General features: G+C 42.3%; 14 protein-coding genes. 13 read left to right on the top strand and 1 reads right to left on the bottom strand.

All coding sequences use genetic code 11. From position 1 onward, the window contains the following. The first annotated feature begins 152 nt into the window (after window positions 1-152). The 5 genes from tig (at window position 153) to yihA (ending at window position 8,406) form a co-directional block, all read left to right on the top strand. Window positions 153-1,430, top strand: coding sequence for a trigger factor (gene tig, locus BSO02S_RS05605; RefSeq protein WP_066063716.1), 1,278 nt, complete (start codon window positions 153-155; stop codon window positions 1,428-1,430). A gap of 399 nt (window positions 1,431-1,829) precedes the next feature. After that, window positions 1,830-3,089 carry an ATP-dependent protease ATP-binding subunit ClpX gene (gene clpX / locus BSO02S_RS05610; protein ID WP_066063719.1) on the top strand — a complete coding sequence of 420 codons (1,260 nt, stop codon included), beginning with the start codon at window positions 1,830-1,832 and terminating at the stop codon, window positions 3,087-3,089. Window positions 3,090-3,526: 437 nt separating this feature from the next. Then, the gene (lonB, locus tag BSO02S_RS05615) at window positions 3,527-5,197 is read left to right on the top strand and encodes an ATP-dependent protease LonB (protein WP_066063723.1); all 1,671 of its coding nucleotides are present in this window, start codon (window positions 3,527-3,529) and stop codon (window positions 5,195-5,197) included. A gap of 312 nt (window positions 5,198-5,509) precedes the next feature. Next, window positions 5,510-7,828, top strand: coding sequence for an endopeptidase La (gene lon, locus BSO02S_RS05620; RefSeq protein WP_425320393.1), 2,319 nt, complete (start codon window positions 5,510-5,512; stop codon window positions 7,826-7,828). Beyond that, the gene (gene yihA, locus BSO02S_RS05625) at window positions 7,825-8,406 is read left to right on the top strand and encodes a ribosome biogenesis GTP-binding protein YihA/YsxC (protein ID WP_066063731.1); all 582 of its coding nucleotides are present in this window, start codon (window positions 7,825-7,827) and stop codon (window positions 8,404-8,406) included. The genes lon and yihA overlap by 4 nt, the downstream gene beginning before the upstream one ends. Window positions 8,407-8,437: 31 nt before the next feature. Here the strand turns inward: yihA and BSO02S_RS05630 are convergent, their stop codons facing one another. After that, window positions 8,438-8,926: a LiaI-LiaF-like domain-containing protein gene (locus tag BSO02S_RS05630; protein WP_066063733.1), complete on the bottom strand. Its 489-nt coding sequence runs from the start codon at window positions 8,924-8,926 to the stop codon at window positions 8,438-8,440. A gap of 214 nt (window positions 8,927-9,140) precedes the next feature. Between BSO02S_RS05630 and hemA the strand changes: the two genes are divergently transcribed. From hemA to spoVID, 8 genes are all read left to right on the top strand, one after another. Next, entirely contained in the window at window positions 9,141-10,484 is a 1,344-nt protein-coding gene (gene hemA, locus BSO02S_RS05635; RefSeq protein WP_066063736.1) for a glutamyl-tRNA reductase, read from the top strand. Between the two features lie 14 nt (window positions 10,485-10,498). Next, the gene (locus tag BSO02S_RS05640) at window positions 10,499-11,332 is read left to right on the top strand and encodes a cytochrome C assembly family protein (RefSeq protein ID WP_066063740.1); all 834 of its coding nucleotides are present in this window, start codon (window positions 10,499-10,501) and stop codon (window positions 11,330-11,332) included. A 16-nt stretch (window positions 11,333-11,348) separates the two neighbouring features. Beyond that, window positions 11,349-12,284, top strand: coding sequence for a hydroxymethylbilane synthase (gene hemC, locus BSO02S_RS05645; protein ID WP_066063744.1), 936 nt, complete (start codon window positions 11,349-11,351; stop codon window positions 12,282-12,284). After that, a complete protein-coding gene (locus BSO02S_RS05650; RefSeq protein ID WP_066063747.1) occupies window positions 12,281-13,090 on the top strand; it encodes a uroporphyrinogen-III synthase in 810 nt (269 codons plus the stop codon). The genes hemC and BSO02S_RS05650 overlap by 4 nt, the downstream gene beginning before the upstream one ends. Window positions 13,091-13,243: 153 nt before the next feature. Next, a complete protein-coding gene (hemB, locus tag BSO02S_RS05655) occupies window positions 13,244-14,224 on the top strand; it encodes a porphobilinogen synthase (protein WP_066063750.1) in 981 nt (326 codons plus the stop codon). Window positions 14,225-14,249: 25 nt separating this feature from the next. Then, window positions 14,250-15,536 carry a glutamate-1-semialdehyde 2,1-aminomutase gene (gene hemL, locus BSO02S_RS05660; protein ID WP_066063751.1) on the top strand — a complete coding sequence of 429 codons (1,287 nt, stop codon included), beginning with the start codon at window positions 14,250-14,252 and terminating at the stop codon, window positions 15,534-15,536. Window positions 15,537-15,580: 44 nt separating this feature from the next. Beyond that, window positions 15,581-15,715: a hypothetical protein gene (locus tag BSO02S_RS28235; RefSeq protein ID WP_268875983.1), complete on the top strand. Its 135-nt coding sequence runs from the start codon at window positions 15,581-15,583 to the stop codon at window positions 15,713-15,715. A gap of 231 nt (window positions 15,716-15,946) precedes the next feature. Continuing rightward, a complete protein-coding gene (gene spoVID, locus BSO02S_RS05665) occupies window positions 15,947-17,032 on the top strand; it encodes a stage VI sporulation protein D (RefSeq protein WP_084374907.1) in 1,086 nt (361 codons plus the stop codon). Window positions 17,033-17,130: the final 98 nt, after the last annotated feature.

Consider the following 17,130-nt stretch of genomic DNA (forward strand, 5'->3'; position numbering starts at 1 on the left):
AAAACAAACCTATGTTATAATGTAGGGGTTGCATTGTGTAAAAAATACATTTTACATTTAAAAAACTGGAAAAATGGCTTGATGGACAAGACATATTCCGACTCAAATTCGTTACGAATGATATGAGAATAGATTGTTGGAGGGAAAAAGGTATGACAACGAAATGGGAAAAGTTAGAAGGAAACCGCGGTGTTCTTACAGTTGAAGTAAGTGCGGAAAAAGTAAGCGAAGGTCTTGACGCGGCATTCCAAAAGGTTGTTAAACAAGTAAGCGTACCAGGCTTCCGTAAAGGTAAAATGCCTCGTGGAATGTTTGAAAAACGCTTTGGTGTAGAATCACTTTATCAAGATGCATTAGATATTCTTCTTCCTGAAGCATACGGAAGTGCCATTGATGAAACAGGAATCGAACCTGTTGATCGTCCTGACATCGACGTTGAACAAATGGAAAAGGGTAAAGAGCTTATCTTCAAAGCAACGGTTACAGTTAAGCCTGAAGTGACATTAGGCGAATATAAAGGCTTAGAAGTAGAGGCGTTGGATACAAACGTTACTGAAGAAGACGTTGCTAACGAATTAAAAACGCTTCAAGAGCGCCAAGCGGAGCTAGTTGTTAAAGAAGAAAGCCCTGCTGAAAACGGTGATACTGTTGTTCTTGACTTTGAAGGATTCGTTGATGGCGAAGCTTTTGAAGGCGGCCAAGCTGAAAACCACTCACTTGAATTAGGTACTGGATCATTCATCCCTGGTTTTGAAGAGCAGCTTGTAGGTGTTAAAGCTGGCGAATCAAAAGACGTGGAAGTAACCTTCCCTGAAGAATACCACGCTGCAGAGCTTGCTGGTAAGCCAGCAACATTCAAAGTAACTGTTCATGAAATTAAAGGAAAAGAACTTCCTGAATTAGATGACGAGTTTGCAAAAGATGTGGACGATGAAGTTGAAACATTAGATGCATTAAAAGAAAAAATCAAAACTCGTTTAGAAGACAGCAAGAAGCATGAAGCAGAGCATCACCTTCGTGATACTGTCGTTGAAAAAGCGGCTGAAAATGCTGAGGTTGAAATTCCCGAAGTTATGATCGAAAATGAATTAAACCGCATGCTTCAAGAATTTGAACAACGTCTGCAAATGCAAGGGATGAACATGGAGCTTTACTTCCAATTCTCCGGACAAGACGAAAAAGCACTTCGTGAACAAATGAAGGAAGAAGCTGTAAACCGTGTACGTGTTAACTTAACATTAGAAGCGATTGCTAAAGCAGAGAACCTTGACGTTACTGAAGAAGAAGTAAACGCTGAGCTTGAAAACATGGCTGGAATGTACAACATGACCGTTGATAGCATTAAACAAGCGCTAGGCGGACTTGAAGGCATTAAAGCAGACCTTAAACTTAAAAAAGCAGTAGATTTTCTTGTTGAAAATAAGAAGTAATTCATAAATTAAGACAAGGCGCGATTAAATCGTGCCTTGTTTTATACATTTTTTCAATTACATATTATAATAAGAAAAGGGAACCCTTTTCAAAAAATGAGCAGGAAATTCAGAAAGTCACGCCGAATTAAAAATAAATAATTTCCAAACAGCTTAGAGTTTTATTTTTATCATAATGGTTAAGATTAATGAGTACATACAGTTTTTAAAATGAATTGCACAAATAAAAGAAGAAAAATGAAAAACATAATTGCGTAAAGCTTTTTATTTCCAGTCCATAAGCTTATTATGTTACAATGCAAAATACATACTATTGAATTGTTAGAAAAATATCGGATATTATTTGTGTAATTCGCAGCTTTAAATAGGGTATTAACATGTATTGAGGGGTGAAAGGATTTGTTTAAATTTAATGATGAAAAAGGACAATTAAAGTGTTCCTTCTGTGGCAAAACACAGGATCAAGTTCGAAAGTTAGTGGCCGGGCCGGGAGTTTATATATGTGATGAATGTATCGAGCTTTGCACGGAAATCGTTGAGGAAGAACTTGGGACTGAAGAAGAAGTAGAATTTAAAGACGTACCAAAGCCAAAGGAAATTTGTGAAATTCTTGATGAGTACGTCATCGGCCAGGATCAGGCAAAAAAATCGTTATCTGTAGCTGTATATAACCACTACAAGCGGATCAATTCCAATAGCAAAATTGATGACGTTGAGCTTTCAAAGAGTAATATCTGTATGATTGGACCAACAGGAAGCGGTAAAACACTATTGGCGCAAACATTGGCACGTATTTTGAATGTACCGTTTGCAATCGCCGATGCAACTTCTCTTACCGAGGCTGGTTATGTTGGGGAAGACGTCGAAAACATTTTATTAAAATTAATTCAATCTGCCGATTATGATGTTGAAAAAGCAGAAAAAGGGATTATATATATCGATGAAATTGATAAGATTGCGCGTAAATCTGAAAATCCTTCGATTACAAGGGATGTTTCCGGTGAGGGCGTTCAGCAGGCATTATTAAAAATTCTTGAAGGTACGGTTGCAAGTGTTCCACCTCAAGGCGGACGTAAGCACCCGCATCAGGAATTCATTCAAATCGATACCACAAATATTTTATTTATTTGCGGTGGTGCGTTTGACGGAATTGAACCAATTATCAAGCGCCGTTTAGGCCAAAAAGTAATTGGCTTTGGTTCAGATGTGAAGCAAGTAGACATTGCCCAAAAAGAACTTCTTTCAAAGGTATTGCCTGAGGACTTGCTCCGCTTTGGACTAATCCCAGAATTTATCGGCCGTCTTCCGGTTATCGCAAGTCTTGAACAGTTAGATGAAGCAGCATTGATTGAAATTTTAACTAAGCCAAAAAATGCACTAGTGAAACAATATCAAAAAATGCTTGAAATCGACGATGTTGAGCTGCAATTTGAAGAAGGTGCATTGGTGGAAATTGCGAAGAAGGCGATTGAACGAAAAACGGGTGCCCGTGGTCTGCGTTCGATTATTGAAGGAATCATGCTTGATGTCATGTTTGACCTTCCTTCTCGCTCTGACATTACAAAGTGTGTGATTACCAAAGATACAGTGATTGAAAATAGCGTTCCAAAACTAATTTTAGAAGATGGAACCGTTGTTGCAGAAGAAAAATCCGCATAATTTTTTAGAGACCCGGCCAATTGCTGGGTCTTTTCATGTTCTATTGGTGTTTTTTAGCTTTCTTCAGTGGTTTTTTCGCTCAATTAGGTAATTTTCATGTACTATCTACGAAATATTGGGGCCAATGAGCGAATTTCCGGGCCCAATGGGCGAATTCTTCGGGCCAATGAGCGAATTTCCGGGTTCAATGGGCGAATTTCCGAGCCCAATGAGCGAATTATTGAATCTTACTCGCGAATTTCCATGCCTTACTCGCGAATTATCGTACATTACTTGCGAATTTCCTGGCTTTACCCGCGAATTTCCACCTTTTACTCGCGAATCTGAATTTTCGCCATCACCCCGTTTCAGTTTCTTCTATTTTCTTGTTTATTCCATCACACTGCAGGAAATACTTATTAATATCTATTATGTAATAAGTTGCAGGAGGGAATAGTATGAGTTGGACGGGGATTGCCTTATTTATACAGCTATTTTTCGGAATCATCATTGGGCTCTATTTTTGGAATTTGCTTAGAAATCAGCGTACACAAAAAGTGAGTATTGATCGGGAATCCCGAAAGGAAATGGAACAGCTTCGCAAAATGAGATCCATTTCATTAACAGAGCCATTAGCCGAAAAGGTCCGGCCTACAAGTTTTCAGGACATTGTTGGCCAAGAGGATGGGATAAAATCATTGAAAGCGGCGTTATGCGGACCAAATCCGCAGCATGTGATCATTTATGGGCCGCCAGGAATTGGTAAAACAGCCGCAGCCCGCCTTGTCTTGGAGGAAGCGAAAAAGAATCATAAATCACCATTTAAACGTGAATCGGTTTTTATTGAATTAGATGCTACAACAGCAAGATTTGATGAAAGAGGTATAGCCGACCCGTTAATCGGTTCCGTTCATGACCCCATCTATCAAGGGGCAGGGGCGATGGGACAGGCTGGAATCCCGCAGCCAAAACAAGGAGCGGTTACGAATGCGCATGGGGGCGTGCTCTTTATAGACGAAATTGGGGAATTGCATCCGATTCAAATGAATAAGCTCCTAAAAGTGTTAGAGGATCGGAAGGTATTCCTCGAAAGTGCTTATTATAATGAAGAAAATAACCAAATCCCAACCCATATCCATGATATTTTTAAAAATGGACTTCCCGCTGATTTTCGTTTGATTGGTGCGACAACGAGGACACCAAGTGAAATTCCTCCTGCCATCCGTTCACGCTGTATGGAGGTGTTCTTTCGGGATTTAAGCCAGGAAGAGATTGTGCAAATTGCCAATAAAGCGGCGGATAAGGTAAATCTGCAAATAAATGAAACCGGTGTAAATATTCTTTCTAATTATGCTAGGAACGGGCGTGAAACGGTTAACCTGATTCAAATTGCGGCCGGTCTGGCAATTACCGAAGAACGCAATTTTATTAAGGATGAAGATATAGAATGGGTCATCCACTCCAGTCAAATGACGCCAAGAATGGAACGAAAGATCAATGATTTAGCTCATGTTGGTCTTATCAATGGGCTAGCAGTTTACGGGCCGAATTCAGGGGCATTACTTGAAATAGAAGTGACCGTCATCCCCGCAAAGGATAAAGGGTCCATCAATATTACCGGAATTGTTGAGGAAGAGAGTATTGGCGGTCAAGGGAAATCGATTCGCCGGAAAAGTATGGCGCGCGGTTCAATTGAAAATGTCATTACCGTTTTACGTTCAATGGGTGTGCCAGCAAATGACTATGATATCCACGTGAATTTTCCGGGCGGGGTTCCGATTGATGGTCCTTCCGCAGGAATTGCGATGGCGACAGGGATTTACTCCGCTATTTATAAAATTCCAATCGACAACACGGTAGCGATGACGGGAGAAATTAGTATCCACGGAAATGTGAAACCAATTGGCGGTGTTTATCCGAAGGTAAAGGCGGCCCGAAAGGCTGGCGTAAAAACCGTCATTATTCCAGAGGAAAATATGCAAACAATCTTAAACGAAATCGATGGAATCAAGATTGTTCCGGTTACCCATCTTCATGAGGTTTTTGAAATTGCCCTCGTGAATGACTATCAGCGAATCGATGCGATTCCAGCTTCGGTGATTGAGCTAGCCAAAAAAGAAACCATTTAAATAGAAAAACTTACTGCGGCAGCAAGTACACCAACCAGCCTCTGTATGCTAAGAATGAAAACAAGGAAGAACTTCGGTTTGTGTCAGACAGACAAACCGAAGTTTTTTATTGCTTCATTTTTTCAAAAGGAATCTAGGAAGATTTCCTTAGGATTGGGGAAAGTAATGTTATATTGAAAAAAGATTTCCCGGTGCGTCATTTCTCTAAAAATAGACACTTAAAAATAAATAGGATAGAATTGTACAAAGACTATACTGCTATTGCAGTAGAAAATATTGATTTGCATGTGGAGGTGCAGTATTTTGGCGAAAATGAACGAATTGATCGTCCCCATCCTGCCGCTTCGGGGATTGCTTGTCTATCCGACAATGGTCCTTCATTTAGATGTAGGACGTGAAAGATCGGTACAAGCGCTTGAAAAAGCAATGGTAGATGACCATTTAATTTTCCTAACCACTCAAAAGGATGTTTCCATTGATGATCCATCTGAAGAGGATTTATACAGGCTTGGAACGTTGACAAAGGTTAAGCAGATGCTTAAACTGCCAAATGGCACGATAAGAGTATTGGTAGAAGGATTGAACAGAGCAGAAATTGTTTCTTTTTATGATGAAGAGGACTATTATTCCGTAAAAATCATCACGTATGAAGATCCGGATACGAAGGATGTTGAAGATCAGGCCTTGATGAGAACAATGCTTGATTATTTCGAGCAATACATAAAATTATCAAAAAAAATCTCTGCGGAAACATATGCTTCTGTCACAGATATTGAGGAACCTGGCAGAATGGCCGACATCATCGCCTCGCATTTGCCAATCAAGCTGAAGGAAAAGCAGGAAATCCTTGAGACGATTGATATTAAAAAACGTGTCAATCTGGTTATTGATACGATCCATAACGAAAAAGAAGTCCTTAATCTTGAAAAAAAGATTGGTCAGCGTGTCAAGCGTTCGATGGAAAGGACTCAAAAAGAGTATTACCTGCGTGAGCAAATGAAGGCGATTCAGAAGGAATTAGGCGATAAAGAAGGCAAAACAGGTGAAATTGCCGAACTTACGAAAAAAATCGAGCAAGCGGATATGCCCGAACATGTACTAAAAGCCGCACTGAAAGAGCTTGACCGCTATGAAAAGGTGCCAACGAGCTCTGCCGAAAGTGCTGTTATTCGCAACTATATCGATTGGCTGATTTCCATCCCCTGGTCGAAAAAGACAGAGGATGACATCGATATAAACCGTGCGGAAAAAATATTAAATCAAGATCATTACGGACTTGAAAAAGTAAAAGAGCGTGTTCTTGAATATTTAGCTGTTCAGAAGCTGACCAATTCGTTAAAAGGGCCGATCCTTTGCCTTGCCGGACCTCCGGGTGTTGGAAAAACAAGTCTTGCCCGTTCGATTGCGACATCGCTAAATCGGAACTTTGTCCGCGTTTCACTTGGAGGCGTCCGTGACGAATCGGAAATTCGCGGTCATCGCCGAACATATGTCGGTGCGATGCCAGGGCGAATCATCCAAGGTATGAAAAAAGCAGGAACGATGAACCCCGTCTTTTTACTAGACGAAATTGATAAAATGTCGAATGATTTCCGCGGTGATCCATCTTCGGCGATGCTTGAGGTCCTAGACCCAGAGCAAAACAATAATTTTAGCGATCATTATATCGAGGAACCATATGATTTATCAAAGGTAATGTTTATTGCGACAGCCAATAACCTTTCGACGATACCGGGACCGCTTTTAGACCGAATGGAGATTATCACCATCGCTGGCTACACCGAGCTTGAAAAAGTCCATATTTGCAGGGACCATTTACTGCCAAAGCAGATCAAAGAAAATGGACTGACAAAGGGGATTCTGCAAGTCCGCGATGATGCGATACTCAAAGTCGTCCGTTATTACACACGCGAAGCCGGTGTTCGAAGCTTGGAACGCCAGATGGCCACCCTCTGTAGGAAGACAGCGAAGATTATAGTTTCCAGCGAGAAAAAACGTGTCATTATTACCGAAAAAACGGTTGAGGAATTCTTAGGAAAACCAAAATTCCGCTATGGAATGGCAGAGGCCGAGGATCAGGTCGGAGTGGCAACGGGCTTAGCCTATACAACTGTTGGCGGCGACACCCTGCAAATCGAAGTGTCTCTATCTCCTGGTAAGGGTAAACTCGTCCTAACTGGTAAGCTGGGCGATGTTATGAAGGAATCGGCTCAAGCCGCATTTAGCTATATTCGCTCCAAAGCGGGTGTGCTCGGTATTGAAAAAGATTTTCATGAAAAATATGATATCCATATCCACGTTCCGGAAGGTGCGGTTCCAAAGGATGGGCCATCAGCCGGGATTACGATGGCAACGGCGCTTGTCTCGGCCTTGTCAGGAAGACCTATTCGTCGTGAAGTTGGGATGACGGGGGAGATTACCTTACGTGGCAGGGTTCTTCCGATTGGCGGCTTGAAAGAGAAAACACTCAGCGCCCATAGAGCGGGACTAACGAAGATTATTCTTCCAAAAGATAATGAAATGGATATTGATGATATTCCTGAAAGCGTCAGAAATGAATTGGAATTTGTTCTTGTTTCCCATGTGGATGAAGTTTTAAAGCATGCCCTTCTGGATGGTGACGTGCAATGAAGGTAGTCAGCTCAGATATTGTCATCAGTGCGGTGAAACCGGATCAGTACCCGGAAACAGATTTACCTGAATTTGCGCTTGCAGGCCGTTCCAATGTGGGGAAATCTTCTTTTATCAATAAGATGCTCAACCGGAAAGGCCTGGCGAGAATTTCGTCTAAACCAGGAAAGACCCAAACGCTTAATTTTTACCTGATTAACGAAATTCTTCATTTTGTCGATGTGCCAGGTTATGGCTACGCGAAAGTCTCTAAGTCAGAGCGGGCCGCCTGGGGGAAAATGATTGATACGTATATAACGACACGCGAGCAGTTAAAAGCGGTTGTCCAAATCGTCGATTTAAGGCATCCACCCTCGAAGGATGATGTGATGATGTATGATTTTTTAAAGCATCACGACATCCCGTGTGTGATTATCGCCACGAAGGCGGATAAAATCCCCAAAGGGAAATGGCAAAAGCATTTAAAGGTAACACGCGAGACACTCGATCTTGATAAAAACGACCAACTAATTCTTTTCTCCTCTGAAACAGGTGAGGGAAAAGATAAAGCATGGTCCGCACTGCAGAGTTTTATGTAAAATAAACGCCGGGCGCTATACAGCCCGGCGTTTATTTTTTTCTTTTTAGTAGAAAATAGATACCAACTACAATTAAAAGTGCGGGCCAAAACTTCCACACAAAACTCATCCCGTTTTGAAGTATGCCGAAATATCCAGCAATTTTATCATAAAAGAGCAGCAGGACAGCTAAAATAAGAAAAAGGAAGGCTTGAAACAAGCCTGAGTTTGTTTTTTGAAAGCGCAGAAATAGCCCAAACGAAATAATCAATATTAACATACCAATATTATTACTAGGCCAAAATCCGATTCTGCCGGCTAGGTGCAAATGCAGACCCAGTCCAGTCATAATCACCCCGGGAAGAATCGATGCATGCTCCTTCGCTGAATAGCCTTGACCTAAAAAGGCTATCCCAACAATGATCAGTAATGTCGGCCATGTAGAAATTTGTTGAAAAAAAGTGATATTTAATTGCTGTAAAAAAAAGTAAGCCCCAAATCCGATTAATAAAATCCCTGGGAAAATATGTTGGTTTTTCATCAAAACACCGCTTCCAGTAAGGTTCACTTGAATATAGTCCATTTTTTTGGTACTGTACATAAGGAAGTATTATTGAAACGTGAATAAGGAAATTCCCATTTATTTTATCATATAGTTTCGTTTTCTGTTCACATTTTTCGGGCAAAAGTCGAATTTGCTCGTGATATAATCATACTAGTTAAGTTGTAATATTTATTGGGGGTGTCCAAAAAAAATGCATATAGTCGTGATCGGTCTTAACTATAGAACGGCCCCTGTAGAAATCCGTGAGCGGTTGACTTTTAATGAAGTCGATCTTGTGGATGCCATGAAAAAGTTAAACACTAAAAAAAGCATCCTAGAAAATATCATCTTGTCTACATGTAATCGTACGGAAATTTATGCGGTTGTGGATCAATTACATACAGGCCGCTATTATATGAAGGAATTCCTGTCTGAATGGTTCGGCATGGAGCAGACAGAATTCTCTCCATTTTTATTTGTAAATGAAGACGATGGTGCGGTCGAACATTTATTTAATGTCACTTGCGGACTTAATTCTATGGTTTTAGGGGAAACTCAAATCCTTGGCCAGGTTCGAACAAGCTTTATGGCAGCTCAAGCTCAGGAAACTACGGGTACTGTATTTAACCATTTATTTAAACAAGCAATTACGCTCGCTAAACGCGGTCATTCCGAAACAGATATAGGCGCAAATGCCGTTTCAGTCAGCTATGCCGCTGTGGAACTGGCGAAGAAAATTTTTGGTTCGCTTGCGGGCAAGCATGTGTTGATTTTTGGAGCAGGGAAAATGGGTGAATTAGCAGCCCAGAACCTCCATGGGAACGGTGTTAAAAAGGTAACAGTCATTAATCGAACGTACGATAAAGCGAAAGTCCTGGCGAGCCGTTTTAGCGGTGAAGCGAGAACCTTAGCGGAATTGGAAAAATCACTTGTCGAAGCCGACATCTTAATCAGCTCAACAGGGGCAAAGGACTTTGTTATTTCAAAAGAAATGATGGCAAAAGTAGAAAAGAAACGTAAGGGCAAGCCATTATTTATGGTCGATATTGCCGTACCGCGTGACTTGGATCCACGGATTGCCGAGCTTGAAAACGTCTTTTTATACGATATCGATGATTTAGAGGGGATTGTTGAAGCCAACCTTCAGGAGCGCAAAAAGGCCTCTCAAAAAATCATGCTCATGATTGAAAAAGAAATCGTTGATTTTAACCAATGGCTTGGAATGCTTGGTGTGGTTCCGGTAATCTCCGCACTTAGAGAAAAGGCCCATACGATTCAGTCCGAAACCATGGTAAGTTTGGAGCGAAAACTGCCAAATTTAACGGATCGTGATATCAAAGTATTAAACAAACATACCAAAAGCATTATTAACCAGCTGTTAAAAGATCCTATTTTACAAGCAAAAGAGTTGGCTGCTAGACCCGATGCAGATCAGGTAATGGATCTATTTATGAAAATCTTTAATATAGAAGAGCTCACCCGCGAACAACATTTGAAAGCAGCCGAAACCAATCTACTACCGGTTAACACAAACCAGGCTTCCTTTCAGTCATAAGTGGGGGCCCTGTTATGTTTGATGTCTTTATGACAAGGCTTCATGAATTAACGGTTGTTCTATATGCCTTCAGTGTGCTGCTCTATTTCTTTGATTTCATTCACCATAACCGGAAGGCAAACCGTATTGCCTTCTGGTTACTTGCATTTGTTTGGGTACTGCAGACGGTTTTCTTATTCTTTTATATGTCAAAAACAGGAAGATTCCCTGTATTAACTATCTTTGAGGGACTCTATTTTTATGCCTGGGTATTAATAACATTGTCAATTGGAATAAATCACTTACTACGAGTCGATTTTATTGTCTTTTTCACAAATATACTTGGCTTTACCGTTATGGCCATTCATACGTTTGCTCCAATGCAATACGGGTCCCACATTATGGCGAAGCAGCTTGTGTCGGAACTGCTTTTGATCCATATTACGATGGCAATTCTTTCTTATGGGGCATTTTCGCTATCCTTTGTTTTTTCAACATTGTATTTGGTTCAATATGATTTATTGAAAAGAAAAAAGTGGGGAACTAGACTCATTCGGCTTGCTGATTTGGAAAAATTAGAAAAGTCATCCTACATATTGGCTGTCATTGGTGTTCCTATGCTCCTGTTAAGTCTGATTCTAGGCCTGCAATGGGCATTTCTAATGGTACCCGGGATGCCGTGGTACGATATGAAAATAATCGGGTCGTTCTTGTTACTTACGGCTTACAGCATCTTTTTATATTTGCGTATTGCCAAAAATCTATCGGGAAAAAAGTTAGCCATTTGGAATACAGCTTCTTTTTTAATCGTTTTAATTAACTTTTTCTTATTTGGACAGTTATCATCATTTCATTTATGGTACGCGTAAACAATAGGAGGCAATCATGCGAAAAATTATTGTAGGCTCTAGACGAAGTAAATTGGCGTTAACACAAACAAATTGGGTGATGGACCAGCTTAAAAAGCTTGATCCAAGTTTCGATTTTGAGGTAAAAGAAATCGTTACCAAAGGCGATCAAATTTTAGACGTAACGCTATCAAAAGTAGGCGGCAAAGGCTTATTTGTGAAGGAAATCGAGCAGGCGATGCTTGATAAAGAGATTGATATGGCTGTTCACAGTATGAAAGATATGCCTGCTGTTTTACCTGAGGGTCTAACCATCGGCTGTATTCCTTTCCGGGAGGACCACCGTGACGCCCTTATCTCCAAAGGACATGTGAAGTTAAAAGATTTAAAGCCGGGTGCGATTATCGGTACGAGCAGCCTTCGCCGCAGTGCACAGCTGTTAGTAGCTCGACCAGATATAGAGATTAAATGGATCCGCGGCAATGTCGATACAAGATTAGCAAAATTAGATACGGAAGAATACGATGCCATCATTTTAGCGGCGGCCGGCCTTTCCCGCCTCGGCTGGGCAACGGACGTGGTTACTGAATTTTTAGATGCAGAGCTTTGCATTCCGGCAGTCGGCCAAGGGGCCTTATCAATCGAATGCCGTGCAGATGATAAAGAACTACTTGAGCTGTTTGAAAAATTCACCTGCAAAAAAACCGAAAGAGCCGTTCGGGCTGAGCGTGCCTTCTTACAAAAAATGGAGGGTGGGTGTCAGGTTCCAATCGCCGGCTTCGCACGTGTCGAGGAAAATGATGAAATCGTCCTGAATGTGTTAGTTGCCTCGCCAGAAGGACATGAAATCATTAAAGAAGAAGTCCGCGGGCAGCATCCGGAGGAGCTTGGTGTGCAGGCTGCTGACTTATTAATTGAAAAAGGCGGTAAGGACCTGATTGATAAGGTGAAACGGGAGCTCGAAGGTCAATGACCCCATCCTTACCCTTGCTTGATAAAAAAGTTCTTGTTCCAAGAGGCGAAAATCAAGCAAAAACATTCTCCAAGCTTGTCGAAAGGTATGGAGGGATTCCAATTGAAATTCCTCTTATTGCCTTTCGTCCAATAGATTCCAATCAGCGCCTTCAGGATGCTTTGAAGGCCCTTGCTACATACGACTGGATTATTTTTACGAGCAATGTAACGGTGGAAACCTTTTTTTCTTTTTATGATAGGGTTGAAGCGGGATTTCCAAAAATCGCTGTGATTGGGAAAAAGACGGCAGAGGTTTTGAAAGAATTAGGGCTTCGGGCTGAATTTGTGCCCTCTGCCTATGTTGCGGAAGTGTTTGTTGAGGAATTTTTACCTTGTATTCATCACGGTGCGCGGGTATTACTCCCGAAAGGAAATCTCGCACGTGAATATATCGCCAGCTCCTTGACGGAGTATGGCGCTCAGGTTGATGAGATTGTTATTTATGAAACCTACATGCCTGCGGAAAGCCGCGAGAAGCTGGCCGGCATGCTGGGCGCTAATCAGCTTGATATTCTCACGTTTACCAGTCCCTCGACGGTCGACCATCTCATGGATGTCGTTCAGGAGTATGGACTTAGTGAGCAGCTGCGGAGCTGTGTAATTGGCTGCATCGGGCCGGTTACGGAGAAAAAATTACTAGATTATGGACTGACAGTACATGCGTCACCAGCAGAATACACAGTGCACGAGATGATTAAAAGCACAATTACCTTTTTAGAAAAAGAAGGGCGAACCACAGAAACATTAGATTCGCAAGCTAAATAGGGTTAACCGCCGATTGGGGGGAGCTATCCGCCAGTAAAGCGGGTTAACGCCAGTAAAGCTAGGTTATCCGCCAGTTGGACGGGATTATCCGCCAGTAAAGTAGATTTATCCGCCAGTAAACGAAAATTGTTAAATCCTTGGGAGGTTAATATAATGGAACTTCAATTTAAACGGCATCGCCGATTGCGCACAAGTGCCAATATGCGGGCACTTGTCAGAGAAAATCACTTGAGAGCGGAGGATTTCATTTATCCGCTGTTTATTTATGAGGGTGAGAATATCCGCAATGAAGTCTCATCTATGCCTGGGGTATTCCAAGTATCGATGGACAATCTGCAAGCGGAAATGGATGACATCGTTGCCCATGGCATTAAGTCTGTCCTATTATTCGGCATCCCGAAAACGAAAGATGCCTGCGGCGAACAAGCCTATCATGACCATGGCATCGTCCAAATGGCTACCCGTTATATTAAAGAAAACTTTCCTGAAATTATTATTGTCGCCGATACATGCTTGTGCGAATATACCGATCACGGACACTGCGGTGTGGTTGAAGGGGAGAAAGTCCTTAACGATGAATCACTTGATTTGCTTGTGAAAACGGCAGTGGCCCAGGCGAAGGCAGGGGCGGACATTATTGCCCCGTCAAACATGATGGACGGTTTCGTTGCTGCCATCCGCGCTGGTTTGGATGAAGCTGGTTTTACAGAAATACCGGTCATGTCTTATGCGGTTAAATATGCTTCGGCATTCTACGGACCTTTCCGTGAAGCGGCCGAGGGTGCGCCGCAATTTGGCGACCGGAAAACCTATCAAATGGACCCAGCGAACCGGATAGAGGCACTAAGAGAAGCGGAATCCGATGTCGCTGAAGGCGCGGACTTCCTGATCGTCAAACCTGGTATGCCTTACCTTGATATCGTTCGGGATGTAAAAAATAACTTTAATTTACCTGTTGTCATTTATAACGTGAGCGGTGAATATGCGATGGTTAAAGCAGCAGCGCAAAACGGCTGGGTTGATGAGAAAAAGACTGTGCTTGAAATGTTACTTGGTATGAAACGCGCAGGTGCGGATCTAATTATTACCTATCATGCAAAGGATGCCTGTCGCTGGTTGAAAGAAGACGAATAAATATTATTTGAAAAGAGGGAATAAGATGCGTTCGTATACGAAGTCGGTTGAAGCATTTAAAGAAGCCCAAACCCTAATGCCAGGCGGGGTAAACAGCCCGGTACGTGCCTTTAAATCAGTGAATATGGATCCGATTTTTATGGAAAGAGGCAAAGGCTCAAAAATCTACGATATTGATGGCAATGAATATATTGATTATGTCCTATCATGGGGGCCGCTAATCCTCGGTCACACCAACGACCGCGTTGTTGAGGGGCTTAAAAAAGTCGCGGAAATGGGTACAAGCTTTGGTGCGCCGACATTAATGGAAAATGAATTGGCAAAGCTTGTCATCGAGCGTGTGCCATCGATTGAAGTAATCCGGATGGTATCTTCAGGAACAGAAGCGACGATGAGCGCGCTCCGTTTAGCACGTGGTTATACTGGCCGCAACAAGATTTTGAAATTTGAAGGCTGTTACCATGGTCATGGGGATTCATTGTTGATTAAGGCGGGCTCTGGGGTAGCAACACTTGGTTTGCCTGACAGCCCTGGTGTAACAGAAGGTGTCGCAAAAAATACAATCACAGTGCCTTACAATGACCTTGAGAGTGTAAAAGTTGCTTTCGAACAATATGGCGATGATATTGCTTGTATCATCGTTGAACCTGTCGCTGGAAATATGGGCCTAGTCCCGCCGCTGCCAGGATTCTTAGAAGGCTTGCGTGAGGTCACCACACAATACGGTGCATTGCTCATTTTTGATGAGGTCATGACCGGCTTTCGTGTAGGTTACAATTGCGCGCAAGGCTATTTTAAGATAACACCTGACATTACTTGTCTTGGCAAAGTCATCGGCGGCGGACTACCAGTTGGGGCTTACGGCGGTAAAGCGGAAATCATGCAGCAAATCGCTCCAAGCGGCCCGATTTATCAAGCGGGAACTCTGTCCGGCAACCCACTGGCAATGACTGCCGGGTATGAAACATTAAGTCAATTAACGCCAGCGCATTACGAGGAGTTTATCCGTAAGGGCGATATGCTCGAAAAAGGCTTTAAAGCAGCTGCTGAAAAATATAATATCCCGATTACATTTAACCGGGCTGGTTCGATGATTGGCTTCTTCTTTACCAATGAAGACGTCATTAACTATGAAAAAGCAAAAACATCTAATTTAGAATTCTTTGCTGCATATTACCGGGAAATGGCTGAGCAAGGGATATTCCTGCCGCCATCACAATTCGAAGGACTATTCCTATCAACAGAGCATTCTGATGAGGATATTGAAAAAACCATTCAAGCTGCTGAGATTGCATTTTCGAAACTTAAATAATTATTGTTGCTGAACATCCACCGGTTTTGGTGGATGTTTTTTATATGGTTAAAGGCCAAATTACCGAGCCAGTCCGCGGACTGACTTTTAAGCTAAAAAAGGTAACTAAAAAGCAGCTTGGCGGGATTCAGCATAGGTTTGGCGGGAAAAGTACCAAAGTTGGCGGAAATAATTCTTAAACTTGGCGGGATTCCCAGGCAGGTTGGCGGAATCCCTGCTCAAATCGGCGGAATTCCCCCATTCCAAAGCTCCATTTCCCATCCTAATCCGATAAAATCCCCTCAACCCCACAAAAAAACCTCTGTTTCTTTTCCCACTCCAACGCTTTTTTATCATAAATAAATCCCTTAGTTCATAAAGTGTAAGTGACATAGTGATTTTGCGTGAAGGAAACGAAAGGAGGAGTCGCTTTGTCCCAAGAGAATCAATCGTGCCTACGGTTTTCGCTGGAGGAGTCCTTGTGGTTTAGAAAAGGACAGGAAGTCGAAGAGCTTATCTCGATTTCTCTAGACCCGGACATCACCATCCAGGAAAACGATCAGTACGTAACCATACGTGGTTCGCTCGAACTCACCGGCGAATATAAAAGTTACGAAGCTAGCGAAATTAGTGAGAATGATGGTTTTACCTCTCAAAAATTTGTCGAGAGGGTGGAGGAACGTGAGGAAGGAACCTGTGAATTCTCACATCGATTCCCAGTCGATATCACCATTCCAAATAACCGGATTCAAAGTATTTACGATATCGATGTCCTTGTAGAATCGTTTGATTATTCCACACCTGAGCGTAGTTGTTTGAAGCTATCTGCCGAGCTGACCATCAGCGGTTTATATGGAACCGATCAGCCGCTGCAGCAGGAAACGCCCGAGTATGAGGTCCTTAACCGTGCTGAAACAGACGAAGCGGAGGAGGATGTAGAAGTCGAACAGACCACCGTTCAAAGTAGTTATGAAGACAACTTCTTGTTTGAGGCCGAGGCCAGAAAGCCACAGGAAGACGAAAGTGTGGATGTTTTACCGAAATTCCCTACCTTCAACTATCAGCCGCAGGATGAGGAGGAAGAAGAAGACTACCAGCCTTTATGGGATCTACAAGAAGCGAGAAGCGAAGGCAGCAAGCAGGTTGAGGTTGAGGTTAAGCAGGAAATCGTTATTGAAGAAAAGCCGGCCCCAACTCCTCATTTTGAAGAGGACGTATACATGGAAGAGGAAAGTTCATCATCATCTGAAGAAGCGCCGCCAAAGAATGTAAAAAAGAAAAAAGCTGCCAAAAAGAAAAACATGTCGTTAACAGAGTTTTTTGCCCGGAAGGATGAAAGTGCTGTTCAAGCAAAAGTAAAGGTTTGTATTGCTCAAAAGGGTGATACCCTTGATAGTATTGCTGATCGTTATGGTGTGCCAGTACCAAATCTCCTTCGCGCCAACAATCTTGAACTCAGTCAAGATGTCTTTGAGGGCCAAGTATTATATATTCCAAGCACCATGGTAAAAAAATAATCGAATAACAAAAGGATGAGCGGGTTAATTTGACCTGCTCACCTTCTTTTAAAGTAAACCGAACCTATATTACTGTCCAGCTCCAGCGCCCTAGAGGA

Origin of the sequence: Neobacillus soli NBRC 102451 (genome assembly GCF_001591665.1) — a bacterium.
Taxonomy (GTDB): Bacteria; Bacillota; Bacilli; order Bacillales; family Cytobacillaceae; genus Neobacillus; species Neobacillus soli.